General features: G+C 28.1%; 18 protein-coding genes and 1 pseudogene. 6 read left to right on the top strand and 13 right to left on the bottom strand.

Going from position 1 to position 20157, the window contains the following annotated elements; all coding sequences use genetic code 11:
• The 5 genes from AC2TY9_RS11910 to AC2TY9_RS11890 all read right to left on the bottom strand — a co-directional run bounded on the left by AC2TY9_RS11910 (position 1) and on the right by AC2TY9_RS11890 (position 5370).
• Positions 1-1188 carry a glutamate mutase L gene (locus tag AC2TY9_RS11910; RefSeq protein WP_489777715.1) on the bottom strand — a complete coding sequence of 396 codons (1188 nt, stop codon included), beginning with the start codon at positions 1186-1188 and terminating at the stop codon, positions 1-3.
• 8 nt (positions 1189-1196) lie between these two features.
• Positions 1197-2564, bottom strand: a complete 1368-nt coding sequence (locus AC2TY9_RS11905; RefSeq protein WP_489777714.1) for a methylaspartate mutase — start codon at positions 2562-2564, stop codon at positions 1197-1199.
• The gene (glmS, locus tag AC2TY9_RS11900; RefSeq protein WP_489777713.1) at positions 2564-2974 is read right to left on the bottom strand and encodes a methylaspartate mutase subunit S; all 411 of its coding nucleotides are present in this window, start codon (positions 2972-2974) and stop codon (positions 2564-2566) included. The genes AC2TY9_RS11905 and glmS overlap by 1 nt, the downstream gene beginning before the upstream one ends.
• Positions 2975-3036: 62 nt before the next feature.
• On the bottom strand, positions 3037-4260 hold the full coding sequence (locus tag AC2TY9_RS11895; protein WP_489777712.1) for a diguanylate cyclase: 1224 nt from the start codon (positions 4258-4260) through the stop codon (positions 3037-3039).
• A gap of 75 nt (positions 4261-4335) precedes the next feature.
• A complete protein-coding gene (locus AC2TY9_RS11890) occupies positions 4336-5370 on the bottom strand; it encodes a sensor histidine kinase (RefSeq protein WP_489777711.1) in 1035 nt (344 codons plus the stop codon).
• 64 nt (positions 5371-5434) lie between these two features.
• Here AC2TY9_RS11890 and AC2TY9_RS11885 point away from each other — a divergent pair, with 64 nt between their 5' ends.
• Positions 5435-6184, top strand: coding sequence for a response regulator transcription factor (locus tag AC2TY9_RS11885; RefSeq protein WP_489777710.1), 750 nt, complete (start codon positions 5435-5437; stop codon positions 6182-6184).
• Between the two features lie 54 nt (positions 6185-6238).
• Complete coding sequence (locus AC2TY9_RS11880; protein ID WP_489777709.1) at positions 6239-6622, top strand: response regulator transcription factor; 384 nt, start codon at positions 6239-6241, stop codon at positions 6620-6622.
• Between the two features lie 23 nt (positions 6623-6645).
• Here AC2TY9_RS11880 and AC2TY9_RS11875 read toward each other — a convergent pair whose 3' ends face one another.
• The 7 genes and pseudogenes from AC2TY9_RS11875 to AC2TY9_RS11845 form a co-directional block, all read right to left on the bottom strand.
• Positions 6646-7146 carry a gamma carbonic anhydrase family protein gene (locus tag AC2TY9_RS11875; protein WP_489777708.1) on the bottom strand — a complete coding sequence of 167 codons (501 nt, stop codon included), beginning with the start codon at positions 7144-7146 and terminating at the stop codon, positions 6646-6648.
• Positions 7147-7218: 72 nt separating this feature from the next.
• Positions 7219-9807, bottom strand: coding sequence for a M14 family zinc carboxypeptidase (locus tag AC2TY9_RS11870; RefSeq protein ID WP_489777707.1), 2589 nt, complete (start codon positions 9805-9807; stop codon positions 7219-7221).
• A gap of 3 nt (positions 9808-9810) precedes the next feature.
• Positions 9811-11313: a helix-hairpin-helix domain-containing protein gene (locus AC2TY9_RS11865; RefSeq protein ID WP_489777706.1), complete on the bottom strand. Its 1503-nt coding sequence runs from the start codon at positions 11311-11313 to the stop codon at positions 9811-9813.
• Positions 11314-11339: 26 nt separating this feature from the next.
• On the bottom strand, positions 11340-12254 hold the full coding sequence (locus AC2TY9_RS11860; protein ID WP_489777705.1) for an ATP-grasp domain-containing protein: 915 nt from the start codon (positions 12252-12254) through the stop codon (positions 11340-11342).
• A 26-nt stretch (positions 12255-12280) separates the two neighbouring features.
• Entirely contained in the window at positions 12281-13372 is a 1092-nt protein-coding gene (locus AC2TY9_RS11855) for a M20 family metallopeptidase (protein ID WP_489777704.1), read from the bottom strand.
• 123 nt (positions 13373-13495) lie between these two features.
• Entirely contained in the window at positions 13496-14734 is a 1239-nt protein-coding gene (locus AC2TY9_RS11850) for an argininosuccinate synthase (protein ID WP_489777703.1), read from the bottom strand.
• A 111-nt stretch (positions 14735-14845) separates the two neighbouring features.
• A pseudogene (locus AC2TY9_RS11845) lies at positions 14846-16225 on the bottom strand (methyl-accepting chemotaxis protein); the annotation flags it as partial.
• Between the two features lie 220 nt (positions 16226-16445).
• Between AC2TY9_RS11845 and AC2TY9_RS11840 the strand changes: the two are divergent.
• The 4 genes from AC2TY9_RS11840 to lptB are packed head-to-tail and all read left to right on the top strand — an operon-like array spanning position 16446 to position 18828.
• Positions 16446-16697, top strand: a complete 252-nt coding sequence (locus AC2TY9_RS11840; RefSeq protein ID WP_489777702.1) for a S4 domain-containing protein — start codon at positions 16446-16448, stop codon at positions 16695-16697.
• 3 nt (positions 16698-16700) lie between these two features.
• Positions 16701-17684: an anthranilate phosphoribosyltransferase gene (trpD, locus tag AC2TY9_RS11835; RefSeq protein ID WP_489777701.1), complete on the top strand. Its 984-nt coding sequence runs from the start codon at positions 16701-16703 to the stop codon at positions 17682-17684.
• 9 nt (positions 17685-17693) lie between these two features.
• The gene (tsaE, locus tag AC2TY9_RS11830) at positions 17694-18104 is read left to right on the top strand and encodes a tRNA (adenosine(37)-N6)-threonylcarbamoyltransferase complex ATPase subunit type 1 TsaE (protein WP_489777700.1); all 411 of its coding nucleotides are present in this window, start codon (positions 17694-17696) and stop codon (positions 18102-18104) included.
• On the top strand, positions 18097-18828 hold the full coding sequence (lptB, locus tag AC2TY9_RS11825) for an LPS export ABC transporter ATP-binding protein (RefSeq protein ID WP_489777699.1): 732 nt from the start codon (positions 18097-18099) through the stop codon (positions 18826-18828). Before tsaE ends, lptB begins: the two co-directional genes overlap by 8 nt.
• Here lptB and AC2TY9_RS11820 read toward each other — a convergent pair.
• The gene (locus AC2TY9_RS11820; protein ID WP_489777698.1) at positions 18825-20117 is read right to left on the bottom strand and encodes a response regulator; all 1293 of its coding nucleotides are present in this window, start codon (positions 20115-20117) and stop codon (positions 18825-18827) included. The two genes, lptB and AC2TY9_RS11820, sit on opposite strands and share 4 nt — an antisense overlap.
• Positions 20118-20157 lie beyond the last annotated feature (40 nt).

Genomic DNA, 20157 nt, shown 5'->3' with positions numbered 1-20157 from the left:
TTATTTATTCATACCCAAAGTCCAAATATCATAATTATTATCCATTACGATAGTTGGGTTGTGGTTAGAGTTTAGAATCTTCTTATAGAAAAATGATACTATATCTTCTATTTCCTCTTGCTTGAGAACCTTTGTAATTCCACCTGTTAGTACAATAGAATTAAGTACATTTAGTTTTAAGTTTACATAAGCTTTTCTAAAACTTGAAACCTTGCATAAAACTAAGAATATTGCTAATTGCATTAGAATTCTAGTGTTTTTTTCACCTTGTTCATCAAAAATATTTTCAGTAACTTTTAGATGTGCTAATAGTTCATAAACAAACTCATTGTTTTTTGCTGCGAAGATTAATGATTCCCTTGATTTATATACACCAAGTTTTTTAAACACTAATCTATCATATTCGTTTTGTGTTACCATGTTTTCATCAACTAAATCTTTTGAATAGTGTATATCAGTAGTTGCCCCTCCAATATCTATTAAAATATATGGATTTGCGACTTTAAATTTACCATCTATCATAGGTAAAGTTTTATTAACAATATATGGTGTTGAGTAGATTTGATTAGAGGTGATTTCATATAAACTTTTTATATCTTCTTTACCCATAATATCAGCTTGATAAAGGTTTGTTAAATACTCTTTTAGATGTTCCTCTTTAACATGAAGTCTATTTGTAATAATATTTGGTAGAATAACAAGCTTTTCTATTTTTTCTTGTAAAAAAGGTGCTTCTTTTGAGCTTCCAACATATACAATATTTGAATATTTGATTTTCCCTAAATAATTAAATAGTTTTTCATCAAAAATATTAGAAACTGAATCAATACCTCCAACTACTATTACAACATCAATTAAATCACTTGGAATTGAAGTTTTTTCAATGTCTTTATATAAAACAGTATCAATAATATTAATACCAGAGTTAAAAGCAATATTTGTAGCATATTTTAGTGAAAAGGAGTTTGTAACTCCAATAATTAAAGTACTCAAACCACCATTCGCCGATGAACAAATATATACATCATCTTTCTTGTAATTATGAATTGTGTCACCACATTTATATGTTAAATCATCATAAATATCTTTATTAAAGTCTCTAAAATGTTGTTCAACTCCATGAACTGTACATACTTTAAAATATGTACTTCCAACATCAATTAATAGTTTATTATTTATTTCACTCATATTCATCCTTACCACTGCATAATACCGATATCATGGATAATATCGTTTACAATTGATGTAGTATCTTTTTTCAAGTCACATTGAGATTTTTCATATTCAAAACATTTGTCTGGAATTGGAACTTTTCCTCTATCTATTATTCTAATATTTCTATTTTTATCTCTTATTGTAATCATATTGTTGTGATTAATTATATGTGGAGAAAATGGTACATCAATTGTCCCATCTTTAATACAGTTAAATACTTTTCTCCATAAAGTGTCAGCACTGTTATTAAACACTGCTTCCATAATAGCCATAACTTCAGCTGTTAGATTTTCTTCTTCTTCTTGGTCTACAATATTTGGTAAACCCTTTAAGAGCCTAAGTAAGTATTGAGTATTTGCAACAGTTTCTGCATTTGCTTCTTTTGTTGGGATTCCTGAGGCTTCTTGTTTAGTTTTTGTGATGATCTTATCAGCACCTACCATAGAAGCTATAACAGTACTCATTGAAATTAACTGAGTTGCAAAGTTTTGATCTTCAGGAAATGCACCCATCCACTGGTGATAAACAAGGTGAATATCTGCATTTTCACATCCAATCTCTTTAGCGTAATATTTTGCCATCTTTTTTAAAACTGAAGCTGTAACAATATCTTGATTCATTGACCCTTGTTGAGAGAAAGAAACAGAAAATGATTTAACTCCCTCTTCAAGAGAAAGTAACATCTCTAAAAGTTGAATTACAATTGTAATACATGGTGGAACTAAAGTAGCAGTTAATGGCCCAAATGATTCTCTATTGATTGGTTCATTTAATTTTGAATATTGTGCACAAACTCTTTCTACATATTTCCAGTATAAAAATGCTTTGTCTAGTGGGAAATTTTTAGAGTAGGGTAAAAGGTAAGTAATTGGACCACCTTCTATTTCAAAAATACCAGAAGCTATTGCTGTTTCAATTAAAAGTCTTGCATCAGGAGTACCATGTCTTAATGAAATAGGCTTATTAAAGTGAGTCATCATTTTTCTAGTAGTTCTATATCCATGATTTATTAATGGGTAACCATTTAACATATCAACTTCACTTTCTTCTGAAAGTCTAAGCATTTTTTTTGAAGTTGCATAATCATTTAGTCTTGTGTTTGAATCAATTGTACAAGGAAGAACATCAACATCAGCATCATTAAAAAACTCATATAAAGCAAACATTTTATTGTATGTAGGGAAACCACCTCTTGGTTGCACTAACATTTTATTTTTTGTTTTGAAATTATGTGAGATGAATAAATCTTTTGAAGCATTTTTAACAAATTCTTCTACTTCTGCAAAATCAAAATTATCAACATATTCGTTGTTTAAAATAATATTTCTTTCTTCTTGAAGTAAACTCATTATTCTCTTCCTTCCATGAATTTTTCAAGTTCATCTAAACCAGTATTTAAATCCACTTGGTGAAATACTAAATCAAAACCATAATTTTTAAATCTTGGAACAATATCATCAGCACTACCAGTACCAACTACTAAGTTACCACCAATCATGAATACAACATTGTCTAATAAATTACCATATTGTGCTTTTAAGATTCTAAGTTCTCTAGCCCAACCCTCTGCTTCACCATTAAGTGACGAGATTAATAAAATATCTGCATTTGTTTCAATCACTGCATCAATAAACTCTTCAAGGTAAGTATTTACACCTAAGTTAAATACTTCAAATCCTCTTGCTTGCAGTGAAAGTTCTATAAGTCTATTTGCTACTACGTGGATATCATTTCCCACTACGCCAGTTACTACTTTCATGTGCTTTACCTGTTATTATAATTGTTAAAAAGGTGCTTATATTATCTAAAAAAGGGTAAAAATTAGATTAAGATATTTACTTGGTTTCTTCCGTTGTTTTTTGATTTATAAAGGGCATTATCAGCTCTATTTAAAACATCATCAACATTATCACCTTTTTTATATTGACTAACTCCAAAACTTGCAGTTATATTTTGTGATATATTAAAATCATATTTTTCAATATGACTTTTAAGTTTTAATGCCACATTTTCACCAATATTTGAGTTTGAATTAGGGCATATTATTAAAAATTCTTCACCACCCCATCTTCCTACATAATCAACTTTTCTTGTATGTTGTTTAAGGATTTTAGAAATTTCAACAAGTATTTTATCCCCTGTTAAATGTCCAAATTGATCATTGATATTCTTAAAATAATCAATATCTAAAATAATCAATGAGAATTCAATATTATATCTTTGTGCAAAAGAGAGTTCTTTTTCCAATAGATTGTCTAATTGCCGTCTATTGAAAACATCAGTTAATGTATCTTTGATAGAAAGATTTTCAATGATTTTTTTATCTGTAATATCTTGATTTATTGTGGTATAACATTTGACATTTCCAACTTCATCAAAAGTAGGAGAGATAACAAGTTTTATCCAAAACTCACTTCCATCTTTTCTGATATTCTTGATCTCACCATCCCATCTTTTACCTAAAGTTACTGTTTTCCACATGTCTCTATATAAAGTCCGTGGTGTATCAGGGTGTTTTAAGATACTATGTTTTTTACCAATTAACTCATTCTTTTGATAGCCTGTTATATTACAATAAGCACTAGAAATATTTGTTATAATACCTCTTGTATCTGTAGTTGATATAATTACATTTTTATCAATAATATCAACATATTCATTGACATTGTTTTTATTTTTCACTTCTTTTGTTATATTTTCAATAAAACCATAAATATATTCAATATTTCCATTATCATCTTTTTTAAGTATTTTTGATCTACTTGAAAAATATTTTATCTCATTTCTTTTTTCATCTAAAAATGGGAAAATTTTAGAATATTCATTATTCTTAGATTTTAAACAATCTTTAAAATCATTAAAAAAATCACATGAATCTATTGAATGTTTGTTTTTGTTATTTGTTAAGTTAAAATTTTCTGTCATTAGTTTATTGCAGTAAAAATGCTTAGGGTCATTTTTGCAGTCTATTAACCACCAAGCTACGTCAGAAAAGTTAAGGATTTGTTGAATGTTTTCAAGATATGCATCAAGCAAATTTTTCATAAAGAAAAGTATACAATAATTATTATTACTTTTATATAACTTTTAAATAATTTTTTAAAAATAAAACAAATTCTCTTAAATGAATTTGTTTATTATAATTTTAAAGGTAGTGTTTTGTTTTTCTGACTTGACTTTTATTTCGCCCTTAAAATGTTTTTCTATGATGGTTTTACACATATAAAGTCCTAAACCTGTACCATTTTTTTTCTCTTTTGTTGTAAAATATGGATCGAATATTTTATCAATTATATCTTTTGATATTCCCCCAGCATTATCTTTTATAATAATTATTTGCTCATTATTATTCTCTTTATAACTTATATTAATGGAAGCATTCTTTATTTTATTTTCATCAAATGCATCTTTTGAGTTATTTAGTATATTTAATACAACTTGTAAAAGCTCATTTTTATAGATATATAATTTATCTAATTTAATTTTTTTGTTGGTAACTTTTATATTTGATAAGGGTTTTTTTAACATTTCTAAAGAGACATCTACTACATAATCTAGAGGAACATGCATTTTTTCTTTATCTTTTTTGAAGAAATTTCTAAAATCATCAATTGTTTCAGACATATAAATAATATATTTATCCATATCAACTAGTTTATTTTGTAAACTCTCTTTATCTACTTTATCAATTTCAAGTCTAAATTTTAAGTTTGAAATTGCAGCTGCAAGTGAAGCTAAAGGTTGCTTCCATTGGTGTGCAATCATGGATATCATTTCACCCATTGCTGCCATTCTAGATTGTTCTATCAATAAAGTTTCATTTTGTTTTAATTCAGTTAAGTTAAGTACATATAAAATTTTGTAAGAACTATTTTCGTATTCAAAATCTTTAATTTTTATAATAGCTGGAACAATTTCAGCATTTTTTGAAAATAACGAAACCTCTTCGTATACATCATTATTAAATTCTAAATATTTCTTATTTATATTAGGGATTAAAATTCCAGTAGCTAATTTATTTATTAATTCCTCTTTTTTCTCATACTTTAATATATCAAGCATAGCGTTATTTATATTTTTAATAAAACCATCTTCTATTATAATAATTCCTTCGATTGTATTATTAAATAAAGTATTTAAATATTTATTATCCATTATATTTATACCTTTTATAAATTATTTTTATAGTATAATTTAATAATTCTTTTTGGGAGATAAAATGGTCGATTATATAATGCTTGAAAAGTACGCAAAAAACAAAAGTGTTCTTTTAGTTGAAGATGATGATGATATTATTAAAGAGACTAAAGAGTTACTTGAACTTATTTTTTCAAATGTTATAGTTGCAAAAGATGGTGATGAAGGTATAAAAAAATATTTAAATCACAAAAAAGAAAATGATAAATATATTGATTTAGTAATTACTGATATACAAATGCCAAAAATGGATGGTATTGAACTTGCTAAATTAATCTACAAAGAGAATAATGAACAACTATTAATTGTATTATCTGCTCACAGCGAAACTCATTATCTTCTTGAGTTAGTTAATATAGGAATCTCACATTTTATAACAAAACCATTAAATTATGACTCTTTTGTACATGTTTTATATACAAAACTAAAAGAGGCAAATGACAATAAAGATGAAGAAATTAATACCTCAATAGTCGTAATTGATAAAGAGTTAAAATGGGATAAAGACTTAAAACAAATATATCAAAATGATCAGATTGTTAAACTTACTAAAAAAGAAACTAAACTTTTAGAGATGTTGTTAAAATATTATGAAAAAACACAAAGTGTTGAAGGGATATTGAATTATTTATGGTCAGATGATGAGAATAATGCCCCTGATATTGCTAATCTAAAAAATATTATCTCTAGATTAAGAAAAAAAATCCCAACAATAGATATTGAAAACGTTTATGGATTTGGCTACAGAATTAATTTAAAATACACAAAATGATACCTTTTTAATACACTGTTTGCATATACTTCATGTATAGGCAGGAGGTGTAATATGACTCAAGTAGAAAGTCTAAAAAATTTTACAGTACTTTATGTAGAGGATGAAAGTTTTATTAGAAGTAATGTGGAATGTTGTCTAAAATATTTTTTTAATGTAATAGTAGCAAAAGATGGGCAAGATGGCTTAAAAAGATTTATTAATGATAAGATTGATTTGATTATTACGGATATTAATATGCCAAATAAAAATGGATTAGAGATGTTATATGATATAAAATCAATTAATCCTTTAATTCCATGTATAGTAACATCTGCTTATGATATTGATACTGTAAATAGAGCAAAAGATTTAGGTGTTTGTCATTATATTACAAAACCTTTTGATATAAAAGATTTATTAAATGACTCATTAAAGATTTTGAAAAAGGATTTATAAAAAGGCTTTAAAGCCTTTTTATATTAAGAGTATTCATTTTTAAAATCCACATAACGACCAGCATGTTGTATTAATTTTTCAACATCTTCATCAGTCAATGTTTTTACTACTTTAGCAGGGCTTCCCATTATTAAACTTTTTGGAGGAAATACTTTTCCTGATGTAACTAAAGAGTTAGCTCCTACAATTGAACCTTCTCCAATTACAGCGTGATCTAATATTGTTGCACTCATCCCTATTAAACAATTATTTTCAATTGTACAGCCATGAAGCATAACTTTGTGACCAATAGTTACATTATCACCTAAAATTGTTTTTGAGTCTGAATCCATATGAATCATCGATAAATCTTGTACATTTGTATTTCTACCAATTATGATATCGTTTACATCACCCCTTAAAACGCATCCAAACCAAATTGATGAGTTTTCTCCAACACAGACTCTTCCTATTACATCTGCACTTGGTGCAATCCATGCACTAGATTCTATTTTTGGATAATGTTCTTTAAATTTTAATATCATCTTTTCCCCTTATAATTAAAGGAAATATTATATCTTGGAGAGTTAAAAAATGCAAGAAGCAAAATAGATTAACTATTTTGCTTCGTATTTAATAATTACTGGTTCTGAATAATTTGGAACTTCATCATAGGTAAAAATAGCATAATACTTATCAATATCTTTAGCCCCAAAGTCATCATATGTATAGTTATCAGTTCCTGCATAAAGTTTTTGTCCGTCGTGTGTAGAATAGGGTTCTCTAAATGCATTTTTAATAACTTTAGTTCCTGTAAATCCAGCTTCTTTAGGATTTTCCCAGCTTATTTTAATCTTACCATTTTCCAAAGCTAATGAGGTGTTAGTAACTTTTGGAAGAGGGTACCTTCTTTTTGGAATATGTTCAATAATTAATTTTGGTGAAAGTGCTTGGTTTTTAATTTCCCAAGAAACACTTTTATTCTTTATACTCTTTTTAGAAGAGGTTGGTTTTAAAACAAAGGCTACATTAGATTTACTTTTTAGTTTCTCATTTAAAATAATCTCGGCAAAACTATCAAATGGAAAATATTGTGTTTGATTATTCTTTAATTCATTGGCACTTACATCATAACCAATATTTTGAATAACTTCTCTATTTGCTATTGAATCATAATCTTGGTCAATATTTTCATCTACAAATTCAAGGTGAAACCGAATATCATCTTTTATATAAATATTTGTAGAGTTTAACTCAAAGTAAGCTTTTGTAATCATTGTATCTTCATGGGGTGGCATTGATGATAGATTAAACTCAAAGGTGGAATATATTTTTTTACCATTTTCATCAAATCCAGATGAAATACCATCTTGATTAACACAATTTTTACAAACAGTAAATACTTTTTTTGGATAAAGTTCTGTAATAGTTGGTTTTATTGTGTATGTTAGTTCTAATCTTGGTCTATACGTTAAGCCATAACCAAATTTTCCATACCCAATATCCCATTGCATCATTTGTCTAGTACGACCAATTATTAACTCTTTTGGACCTTCAACTCTAAATACAACTTTCCCATATTTTTGACCCATTTCTTGAAGAGTTTTACACTCCATTCCAGAAAAACTCCATGTTCTCCAAATACCTTGTGTTAATTGGTGAGATTCTGTAGGTCTTCCTATATATTGAATAATTTGCATATTATCGACGTCTTCGTATTTGGTAATATCACCCATTGTTTCTTGATTTACAATACCAACATTCCATTCTCCAAATTTTTCAATAGTTGTTGAAACTCTATTAATTGGATAAAGATTTATTGAAGCATCTTTAATAATTGCATTTTCTGGAACAGATTTTAAACTAACTGTTACAATAGCATAAGAGATACCTTTATTCTCATCTATCCCCACAAATAAAGAGTTTACCCCAAAATGTGAATCGTTATTATTTAGGTTTTCTGCAACATAACCCGTCTCTTTTGCTGTTGAGTAATAGGTTCTACTAAATTCATCATAATCGCAATCTGTTCTAAGTCTTATTTGAGGATAGTAGGGTGATTTTTCGCCTGTTAATTTATTTACAACTCTAATATTGTAGTAATAATCTTTATTTGAAGCTAAATTAATATCACTAAATTCTAAATTTTGTGTTCTTGCAATTAGGTTTGAACTATTACAAAAATGTTTATCTTTTTGGGCTCTATAAATTTCGAAGAAAATATTTTCATTAGACTCATATTCCCATTTTAAATTTACATGGTGAGAACCTATTTCAGTGATTTCAAAGCTATTAACTCTTTTTACCGAATTATTCTTTGAATAGTTTTGAACCTCGTTTACTGCAGAAAGTAATGCAGGAATATGTTCCCGTAAGTTTTCATTCATATCGTCCATATAATCACTTATATTTCTAGTTCCAACTTCCACAACAGTTGAGATAATTCCCCTAGAATGATAAAATTCTCTACCACTTCCAGAGATCAATTTTATAGGTGGTTTCCCTTGATGGATACCATACTCCCTATCTGAAATCTTTCTAATCTCTTCAGCCATATTTGCACATAAGGTGTTCATGTCAGTTGTATCAATTGTATCTTCATGTCTAAAGTCATGTGCCGGGAAAAATACATTTCCTTGTGAATGGTAGTCTAAAGCAATAGTGATATTTTCATGGGCTTCAACAAAATCTCTTAATGCTCTAGTTTCAGGTTCAGAAAATGGTTCTGGACCACCATACACATTTGATGTTGTTTTTGTTGATTTTACATAACCAATTGGAAAGTTTCTGTTTAAATCCACACCATAAGAACCATCTGCATTTGGTCTTCTATTTTTTCTCCAAAAAGAGAAGTGATTATAAGAATAATCAAAACCATCTGGATTTGCACAAGGAACCATATAAATAGTGGTTCCTTTTAAATATGATTGTAAAGTTGTATCTGTATCTAGCTTTTCTAATATATATTGAGCAAATTCTACAGCTAACTCATGACCTATCCATTCTCTTGCATGGATAGTACCAGTAAAGAATAGTGCTGGTTGTTCATCTGCTTTTTTTATATCCATAGAGATAGTAATTAAATTAATATCTCTTTTCTCCCAAGTTTGGCCTATAGATTCTAATTTAAAATTATTAGGAAACCTTTTTTCTAAACCTTTAAAAATTTCAGTCGATTCATTATATGATCGATAAAGTTGTTTCAAAAATTACTCTCCTATTTTAAGTCTAGATTTTAATTGAGCAAGTTTGTTTTTCCCAATCCCTTCAAGCTCTTTTAATTGATCTAAATCTTTTAATCCTTTATTCTTATCTCTGAATTCAAAAATATTTTTCGCAAGTTTAGCACCAATACCTTTTATTTTCTTTAAGATTGTCTCATCTGCCGTGTTTATGTCAACTCTCATATCATCTAAATCTTCATCCCAAGTTTTTAAAACTTGTTCATCTATAGATTCTAACTCTAATAAATCACTAGAATCAGTTATTACATTATCTTTTGCATATTCACTAATTTCTAAAGCTAAATCTTCTTCCATACCATGAAGAGTCATTAAATCTGTTAAAGATGCACAATTTAAATTTAATTTATTAATTTCTAAATTATCTCTAGTTGCATTTTTTGATAATTCTTTTGCAATTGGTAACTTTTCAGGGGCAATAGAAGCTGGTACATCACTTGGTAAACTAGGTTCTGCCATTTCCATTTTAAATTTATCTTTTGGCTCTTTGATAAAATATGTTCCATCACAAGATGGCTTATATTTACTAAAACCAATATGTCTCATTGTTCTTAATAGTGATGAGTCAATTTTCCCAAGCTCTTCCCATGAGAACATTGGAACGTGAGGCATTGGAAATTTGCCATTTGAAAAATCCCACATTAAATATTGACAAATCCAATCTCTAATATATGGAAAGGCTGCAAATGCTGTTGCACATTCTAATATATAAGCTTTATCAGTTTTTGCATCAATTGCAATATCACAAGCCCAATACTCAGCTTTTGCTGCTTTACTTGCTTCAACAGCCAATTCTAAGGCATTCATAGGAATATTTTCATATGACATAGAACCACCTTGAGAGGTGTTTGTAATCCATTCTCCTTCACCAGAAAATCTCCAAAAGGCACAAACTGGTTTATGTCCAATTAGCATAACTCTAATATCTCCAGAGAATTTTAAATCAATGGCATCTTGTGTATAAATTGGAGTGTATTTCTCTTTTTCTAGTAAAGTCTTAGCTTCTTTGTAATTATCAACTTTGTGTACATAATATCCACCATAATTTGATGGTCCATAACTTCTTTTTACTATTTGTGGATATTTGGCTTTATTTTTTAGGTATTTAAAGCCTTTTTCTTTATTATAAAAAATCTTTGTATAAGGTGCTGATAAATTATATTTTTCACAAAAAAGTGTAACATTTTCTTTTGATTTATTTGAAAATTGAGTTTCTAAAGATGGAACAAATCTAACATTTGGTAGTTCCTTTGAAATCTCAACAAATGTATCATATGCAGTTGCAGGAATATTTCCTATAAGCACATCAATTTTCTTTCTTTTAATTTCTTTTATAAATCTATTTTTATCATTTTTCCAATGGTATGTAACAGTTTCAATTTTGTCTGGCCAACCTTTAAAATTTGATTTGTCAAAGAATCTCAAAACATAATCTAAATACAAAAAACCTAACTTCGGCAATTTTTTCATTCCTAACTTCCTTCTCAATTTATTAATTATTTTTTAGTTTTTCTATCAATTAAATCAACAATTAAGTCAATTTTTTTATTATTATAATCTATACCAATTTTTTCTTGCTCTGGAGTTAGAAATGCAGGTATCCCATTAACCTCTAAAACAATATACTCTTCTTTTTTTCTATCATAGATAATATCAACTCCAGCGATATCAAGTTCAGTAACTTTAGCGGCATTTAGTGCCAATTCGATTACACTTTCTGGAATCTCTCTTTTAAAAACACTTCCTCCACTAGTAACATTTGTTCTCCAATCTGTTCCTCCAGCTTTTCTACCATAGCCACCAACATAAACACCATCTACAATATCTATTCTAAAGTCACTATTGTCATAATCAATAAATTTTTCTACATAAAAAAATCTTAAATCCATTTGATTTAAAAATGGCAATAACATATCAAGTGTTTCTTCGTTTTCAATTTTAGTTAATCCAACTCCACCCCAACCATCAGTTGGTTTGTAAACCATTTTATCCCATTTTTTAATTATCTTTTTTAACTGTCCTGTATCATCCCTATGACAAAGTTTATAATCTGCAGTTTGTATTTTGTTTCTTCTTAAGATAAATGATGTATGAAATTTATCTTCAGTTAATTCAAAAGATTCAAAAGAGTTAATCATTGGAATAACTTTACTTAAGGCCTTATATAAATACATTTGATATTGAGTTTGTTCTCCAGCATTGTATGAAAAGAATAAATCTAATTTATCTAATTTAATATTTTTGCCATCTCTTTCATATAAAATGTGTCCATTTTTTGCAATAGCATCTCTAAGGTTAATATTAGGAATAACCTCAATTCCTTTTTCATTTAATCGTTCAATAATTTTTTCTTGAATTATATCACCACCGCCATTTTGGTATAACCACATACCAATTTTTCTTCCTCCCATAAGTTCTCCTAATTTATATATTCCTACTATTTTTGTTGATAAAAATCTAAAATTTTTGTCATCATTTCGATTCGCTGTTTGAATGAATTTTTTAATGCTCTTTCTTTTTTTGTATGGTCACCGTCTCCAAAAGGACCAAAGCCATCAATTGTTGTTACTCCACAACTTGCAACAATATTGGCATCACTAACACCACCTCGTCTTTCAGTTTCAATTTTTTGATTGGTTAATTCTTCAAAAAATTTAATTAAATCCAATTGACTTTGGTTTTGCTCCATTACTCCTCTTTGTATTATACCCTCCGCATGTGAAATGGTACCTTCTACAAAAGATTTATTAGTAATCTCTTCAACACTTCTCATAACTCTTTCTTGTTCACTAATTTTGTCAAATCTAAATTCCATTAACATTTCACAATGTGGTGATACTGTATTAATTCCAATACCACCTTCAACTTTACCTACATTTACAATAGTTCCTTCATCAAAATTTATTAATTCATGGAACTTTTGAAGTTTAATAGCTCCTTCAAGATTTGCATTTATACCTTTTTTATATGAAGTTCCTGCATGTGCGGCTTTCCCTTCAACTTTAATAATATATCTACCAACACCTTTTCTTGCAGTAACAACCTCAAGTTCTTTGCCTGCTGCTTCAAATACAAAACAATAATCATAATCTTTTGCAATTGATGCTGTAACTTCTTTTGAGTCATCACTTCCTGTTTCTTCATCAGAAACTAATAAAAAGTCAATATTAAAAATTTCTTTGTTTTTGTCGAAAATATTTCTAAGTGATTGTAGTGCAACAATATTCCCACCTTTCATGTCACATACGCCAGGACCATATATCCAATTTTCATCTTCACTAAAGTTTTCAAAATACCCTTTAGGAAAAACAGTATCGTTATGTCCTAATAAAAGTATTTTTTTCCCAACTTTTTTAGTAGTTTGATATAAGATATGATCACCGATTAATTCTCTTTTATATACTTTTTTGGAAAAGCCAAGATCTTCTAGCCATTTGCTCATGTAACTACTAACCTCATCAACACCATGTTTGTTATGAGTATATGAGTTAATATTAATGATTGTTTCTAAGTCTTTTAAATAATTCAAGTTTACCCTTATTTTTTTAATAGGGCAGTCTCTAAAGTAAGAAAGCCAAGTAATTATATAACTACTTGACTTATATGTGAAGTTTAAACTGGTTACTTTGTAACCATTTTGTAAATAAAATAACTATTTGTTCTGTGTTTGACCAGCTATGATAAATCTTAACGCATTAAGTCTAATAAATCCTTCTGCATCTTTTTGGTTATAAACTTCATCTTCTTCAAAAGTTGAGTGTGCTTCAGAGAATAAAGATTTTTCAGATTCTCTTCCAACAACTATTACATTACCTTTGTAAAGTTTTAATTTAACTCTACCTTCTACATTCTCTTGCGTTTTATCAATTGCCGCTTGTAGCATCTCTCTTTCAGGAGAGAACCAATAACCTTGGTAGATTAATTTTGCATATTTTGGCATCATCTCATCTTTTAAGTGAGCTTCTTCTCTATCTAAAGTAATTGATTCAATTGCTCTATGCGCTTTTAACATTATAGTTCCACCTGGAGTTTCATAACATCCTCTAGCTTTCATACCAACATATCTATTTTCAACAATATCTATTCTTCCTATACCATGTTTATTTCCATATTGGTTTAATGTTTCAAGAATTGTTGCAGGAGACATTGATTCACCATTAATTGCGATTGGGTCACCATTTTTATAGTCAATTGTGATATACTCTGGTTCATTAGGTGCTTTTTCAGGAGAGTTAGTCCATAGCCACATCGCTTCTTCTGGTTCTGCATTTGGATCTTCTAGTAATAAACCTTCATATGAAATGTGTAAAAGGTTAGCATCCATAGAATATGGACTAACAACTGGATTTCCATTTTCATCAATATGTTTTTTGTCAATTTCTATACCATTTTTCTTTGCATAATCAAGTAGTTTTTCCCTTGAGTTTAAATCCCATTCTCTCCAAGGTGCAATAACAGTAATATCAGGATTTAACCCTAAATATCCTAATTCAAATCTAACTTGGTCGTTACCTTTACCTGTTGCTCCATGTGATACAGCATCTGCACCCATTTTATTTGCGATTTCAATTTGTTTTTTTGCAATTAAAGGTCTTGCAATTGAAGTACCTAGTAAATATTCACCCTCATAAATTGCATTCGCTCTAAACATTGGAAATACATAATCTTTTACAAATTCTTCTTTAATATCTAAAATAAAAATATTTTCTGGTTTAATCCCGCATGCAAGTGCTTTTTCTCTTGCTGGTTCTACCTCTTCACCTTGACCTAAGTCAGCTGTAAAAGTGATAACTTCTGCATTATACTCATCTTGTAGCCATTTTAATATTGTAGATGTATCAAGCCCACCACTGTAAGCAAGTACAACTTTTTTAACTTCTTTTTTGCTCATAATATATCCTATGAAATGGTTATTTTAAAGAATGCATTTTAACAAAAGAAAGCTATAAAATAGTTTATATAGCTTTCTTCTTTTTATTATGTTATTTTTTGTTTAAGCAGTATCCTTTCCAATAAATTCTTTTTCATTTGCTTCAGAAACAATAAGTTTAGCTATTTCATCTGTTTCTTGAGCTATATCTTTAGTTTGATTAGCAATTGAAGCATTTTGTTGTGTTTGTTGGTCAAGACTATTTATTGCATCATTAATCTGAACAATTCCAGATTCTTGTTCTTTTGAAGCAGATTCGACATTTGAAATAAGTTCAATTGTCTTATTAATATTTTCATTTAGATAGTTATATCCTAAAATCATTTTATCTGAAATTATTTTCCCATTATTTGCTTTAGTTGTTGCTTTTTCAACTAAATTTTTAATCTCTTTTGCTGCTTCAGCTGACCTAGAAGCTAAGTTTCTAACTTCTTGTGCAACTACTGCAAATCCTTTTCCTGCTTCACCTGCGGTTGCTGCTTCAACTGCTGCATTTAGTGAAAGAATATTTGTTTGGAAGGCTATTTGGTCAATTACAGTAATTGCTTCATTTATAGCATTAACTTCGTCATCAATTTCATTCATTGCAGTTGTTGTTTGTTGTGCTAAATCTTTTCCTTCATTTGCAGAGATGGTAACTTGATTTGCAAAGTCAGTCATTTTTATAACATTTTGTGTATTTGCTGAAATATTTGCGGTAATCTCTTCTAAAGCAGCAGCTGTCTCTTCTAATGATGCAGCAGCTTCATTTGAATTTATATTTAAGTTATCAACATTTGATAAAAGAATATTAGAACTTTTTTCTAGTGTAAGTCCATTTTTTTTGTTATCTAATAACATTTTATTAATAACATCCGCTAAGTTATTTAGTCCAATTGCAGTTTCTCCTAGATTGTTATCATCTGCTATTTTGTATGTAAAGTCAAGGTTTTGATAGGAGATTAAAGCTTTTGTAATATTGTTTAAATCGTTATTAACTTTAGAAGATACTATTTTAAATAGTTCATTGATTCCATTTTTAAGTTCTTCAATACCTGTATTTGTTGTACTTTCTTCTATTGTTTGGTTCATATTACCTTCTTTTGCAACATCAATGGCATCTTTTACTGACGTAATTACCCTTTTTGAGTCTGTAATATCTTGAGCAAATTTAACAATTCTTATCACTACACCTTTATTATCCCTTACAGGAGTATAAGAAGCTTGAATCCAAATTGAGCTACCATCTTTTTTGAATCTTTCAAACTCATTAATATTTGATTTACCACTTGATAAATCTTTCCAAAATTGTGAGTATTCAGAAGAATTTATATAGTTTTTATCACAAAACATTCTGTGGTGTTTTCCCTCAACTTCATCCAAAGAGTATCCTAAAGCATTTAAAAAATTATCATTCGCATGAATGATTGTACCATCAGGCTTAAAAGATATAATTGCATAGTTTTCTTCCATTGCAAGTAATCTCCCTGATTCTTCCTGTGTTTTCCCAAAATTAAACATAATAAGTACCTCCTATATGTACTTGAAATATGTAATATTCAAATTTTATTTACTTATATTTCAATTGTTAAAAAAATTATAGTAGAACATAGTATTGTGAAAGTATTATTTTTTCTTATTCTTATATTTTTAAAAAAAGTGTTTTTAAAAAGTTTTAGATATAATTTAATTTATGAGAATAGATAAATTTTTAAATGCGGTTAATATTACAAAAAGAAGAGCGGTTGCTGAGGATATGCTTGAGCATAAGGTTGTTTTCATAAATAATCAAGCTGTAAAGAAAGCAAAAGAGGTAAAAGTTGGTGATTTAATTGAGATTAAATACCTTGAAAAAAGTGATAAATTTAAGGTATTACAAATACCAACTACAAAATCCACACCAAAATCTAAAATGACAGAATATGTCGAGAAAATAGAAGGATAATAGATGTTCAATATGGCTAAATTAAAATTTGATGATATTTTTGAAAATAAATTACCCGAAGAAGAAGTTAGAGAATATTTAATTGAATTATACGAAAGAGGTGAAACTGCTGCTGAAATTGCAGGAGCAGCAAGTGCTATGAGGGACCATTTAATTCCATTACCTGTACATTATAGTTTAAAAGAAGAAATAATTGATAATTGTGGAACAGGTGGTGATAAATCTAATTCATTTAATATTTCAACTACTGTTTCGATTCTTTTATCTGCTTGCGGATGTTATGTTGCAAAACATGGTAATAGAAGTATTACAAGTAAAAGTGGTAGTGCAGATATGTTAGAAGCACTTGGATTAAATTTAAATCTTTCTTTAGAAAATACAGCAAAGATGTTAGAAGATACAGGTTTTTGTTTTATGTTTGCACAAAATCACCATCCAGCTATGAAATATGTTATGCCTATTAGAAAATCAATCCCACATAGAACTATATTTAATATTTTAGGACCTTTAGCTAATCCAGCTACTGTATCAAAACAACTAATTGGCGTATTTAGTGATTCTTATATTAATAAAATGATTACTGCACTTACTTTATTAGATGCAAATAGAGCTATGGTTGTAAGTTCAAAAGATGGGATGGATGAAATATCTATAAGTGATGTAACTTATGCAACTAGTTTAATCAATCAAAGAACTAGTGACTTTGTCATAGACCCTCAAGAGTATGGAATAAAGTTATCTCCTAAAGAAGCAATATTAGGTGGAGATGCAGTTGATAATGCAAAGATTACAAAAGCAATACTATCTAATGAAGAAGAGGGTGCAAAACTTGATATTGTATTGTTAAATGCAGCAGCAGCACTAGAAGTAGATGGAAAAGCAAGAGATATAAAAGAAGGTATAGAGATTGCAAAAGAGACTATTCAAAGTGGAAAAGCAAAAACTAAATTAGAACAAATTATTGATTCCTCTTTAAAGTTAAACTAGGTAAAAGTATTGATTTTAGCTTTAAATGAAATTGATAAAATAATAAAAAGAGTCTCTTTATCAACAAAGTCTAAACAAGACAATTGTGTTGTTATTTTAAGAGGTGATTTAGCAAGTGGCAAAACTACTTTTGTAAAACATTTTGTAAAGAGTTTAGGTTTGGATGATGTTGTTAACTCTCCGACATTTTCTTTACAATCAATATATTCGGAAAAAGTTTTTCATTATGATGTTTATAATAAAAGTTTAGAAGAGTTTATCTCTTTAGGTTTGTTAGAAGAGTTTGAAAAAGATGGCATTCACTTTGTAGAGTGGGGTGATGAACGTTTAGAAAAACTATTAAAATCATATGGTTTTGATGTACTTGTTTTAAACATTGAAAAACTAGAGAATAAAAGGCAATATAAAATAGATGAATAAAAAAAGTAAATTAAGAATTGAAGGTATTACTAAAAGTATTAAAAAAACACAAATCTTACATGGTATCTCCCTTGAAGTAAATTCTGGTGAGATTGTAGGTTTGTTAGGTCCTAATGGGGCTGGTAAAACTACAACTTTTTATACAGTATGTGGACTGGTTAGTCCAACAAATGGAAAAGTTTATTTTGATGAAGAGGATATTACAGAACTTCCTTTGCATAAAAGGGCATTAAAAGGTATTGGTTATCTTCCTCAAGAGTCATCTATTTTTAAAGATTTATCAGTTGAAGATAATCTAATGTTAGCTGCACAAATTGTTACAAAAGATAAAAAAGAGCAACATAAGCGGGTCGAAGATTTATTAGAGGTTTTTAATATTGAACCAATAAGACAAAGAAAGGGTATCTCTTTATCAGGTGGAGAGAGAAGAAGAACTGAGATTGCAAGAGCTTTAGTATCTAAGCCAAAATTTTTATTGTTAGATGAACCCTTTGCTGGTGTTGATCCTATAGCAGTTAAAGATATTCAAGAGATAATTTATGAATTAACTAAAATTGGAATAGGAATATTAATTACAGACCATAATGTAAGAGAAACTTTAGAAATTTGCAATAGAGCTTATGTTATGAAAAGTGGTAGCCTACTTGCTTCTGGAAATGCAGAAGAGATAAAAAGTGATGGAAGTGTTAGGGAACACTATTTAGGGGAAAGTTTTAACTTTTAAGAACAATTAATATAATTGTTCCCTCTTTTTTTTGATTCATCTAAACATAAACCTACTCTTTTTACTAAATTTTCAAGATTATCATCTTTATTTAAAACTGTAATACCGAAACTTAAATTTAATTTGTTTTCAATAAAAAAATCATTTTTAATAATATTCTTTTTGATTTTCTCTGAAACATATTGCGCTCCCTCGATTCTTGTTTGGGGTAAAACAATTAAAAAATTAAATTCGTCCCATCTTCCAATACTATCAAACTCTCTAATATTGTTTAAAACTATTTCACTTGTTTCTTTTAGCACTTCATCATCTAATGGTTGATTTTCTGAATTGTATATATCAAAAGCAATTATTGATAAATCGTTTCCATACCTTTTATCTCGTCTAATCTCTTTTGATAAAATATCTTTAAATTTGTTATAGTTAAATAATCCTGTTAAAGCATCATGATTTGCTTGAAAATCAAATAGGTTTAATTTTTCATTTATTTGAGTAATATCTAAAAGAGTTAAAATATATCTATTTTTTTCATTTTCTATTTTATCAATGTTTATTAAAAATGAGATTTCATTGCCTTCATTGTTTTTAACTTTTATAATTTTATTTAAATCATTAAGTTTTTTTAATTTTTCTATATCTTTTGTTTGGGATAGGCTTAAAAAAGGTTCAAAAAAATCTTCAGAGCTAAATAATTTGTGTAATGTATCAAACTCTAAAATAAATTTATCTTGATTTTCTATAGAGAAAAACTCTTGAAAACTTTTATTAACTTCAATGATTTTTTCATCCTCAATAAGAATTATCATATTCTTTTGAGTATCTAAAATATTTTTTATCTCTTTTTTTTCGTCTTGAATTTTATTTTCAAGTTCTACATTTACAGATTCTAATTCTTTTTTTAAAAATAGTGGCTCAGATGCTCTTATCATATTTTGTACTAATTGATATAAATCAACAGGTTTTAATACATATGAACTCACATTTAAATCGATAGCTTTTTTTAAAAAGTAGTGGTCGCTATGGGCACTTGTAATTAGTAGTGGAATAGAAGAATCTTCTTCTCTAATCTTTTCACAAACTTCAAGGCCCCCAATTTTTGGTATATTAATATCAGTTAACACTAAATTTATATCTTTATTATTTTTATATATATCTAGCGCATCTGCACCGTTTTGGGATACAAAAACTTTTTTAACAATAGAGGATAAGGTTTTAAATGTAAACTCTCTAATATCATTTTCATCTTCAATATATAAGATTACTAGGTTATTTAATATCTCTTTGTTCATATAAAACCTTTTTTTGATTATCTAATATTATAAAAAAATT

Source organism: Arcobacter sp. ISO1, assembly GCF_058105185.1.
Note: the sequence above shows the minus strand (reverse complement) of the source record. Positions and strands in the feature narration are given on the sequence as shown.

What these genes read in the sequence shown, in the direction of transcription:
- AC2TY9_RS11910 (WP_489777715.1), bottom strand. Translation starts at nt 1,188, where the DNA reads ATGAGTGAAATAAATAATAAACTATTAATTGATGTTGGAAGTACATAT.
- AC2TY9_RS11905 (WP_489777714.1), bottom strand. Translation starts at nt 2,564, where the DNA reads ATGAGTTTACTTCAAGAAGAAAGAAATATTATTTTAAACAACGAATAT.
- glmS (WP_489777713.1), bottom strand. Translation starts at nt 2,974, where the DNA reads ATGAAAGTAGTAACTGGCGTAGTGGGAAATGATATCCACGTAGTAGCA.
- AC2TY9_RS11895 (WP_489777712.1), bottom strand. Translation starts at nt 4,260, where the DNA reads ATGAAAAATTTGCTTGATGCATATCTTGAAAACATTCAACAAATCCTT.
- AC2TY9_RS11890 (WP_489777711.1), bottom strand. Translation starts at nt 5,370, where the DNA reads ATGGATAATAAATATTTAAATACTTTATTTAATAATACAATCGAAGGA.
- AC2TY9_RS11885 (WP_489777710.1), top strand. Translation starts at nt 5,435, where the DNA reads ATGGTCGATTATATAATGCTTGAAAAGTACGCAAAAAACAAAAGTGTT.
- AC2TY9_RS11880 (WP_489777709.1), top strand. Translation starts at nt 6,239, where the DNA reads ATGACTCAAGTAGAAAGTCTAAAAAATTTTACAGTACTTTATGTAGAG.
- AC2TY9_RS11875 (WP_489777708.1), bottom strand. Translation starts at nt 7,146, where the DNA reads ATGATATTAAAATTTAAAGAACATTATCCAAAAATAGAATCTAGTGCA.
- AC2TY9_RS11865 (WP_489777706.1), bottom strand. Translation starts at nt 11,313, where the DNA reads ATGAAAAAATTGCCGAAGTTAGGTTTTTTGTATTTAGATTATGTTTTG.
- AC2TY9_RS11860 (WP_489777705.1), bottom strand. Translation starts at nt 12,254, where the DNA reads ATGGGAGGAAGAAAAATTGGTATGTGGTTATACCAAAATGGCGGTGGT.
- AC2TY9_RS11850 (WP_489777703.1), bottom strand. Translation starts at nt 14,734, where the DNA reads ATGAGCAAAAAAGAAGTTAAAAAAGTTGTACTTGCTTACAGTGGTGGG.
- AC2TY9_RS11840 (WP_489777702.1), top strand. Translation starts at nt 16,446, where the DNA reads ATGAGAATAGATAAATTTTTAAATGCGGTTAATATTACAAAAAGAAGA.
- trpD (WP_489777701.1), top strand. Translation starts at nt 16,701, where the DNA reads ATGTTCAATATGGCTAAATTAAAATTTGATGATATTTTTGAAAATAAA.
- lptB (WP_489777699.1), top strand. Translation starts at nt 18,097, where the DNA reads ATGAATAAAAAAAGTAAATTAAGAATTGAAGGTATTACTAAAAGTATT.
- AC2TY9_RS11820 (WP_489777698.1), bottom strand. Translation starts at nt 20,117, where the DNA reads ATGAACAAAGAGATATTAAATAACCTAGTAATCTTATATATTGAAGAT.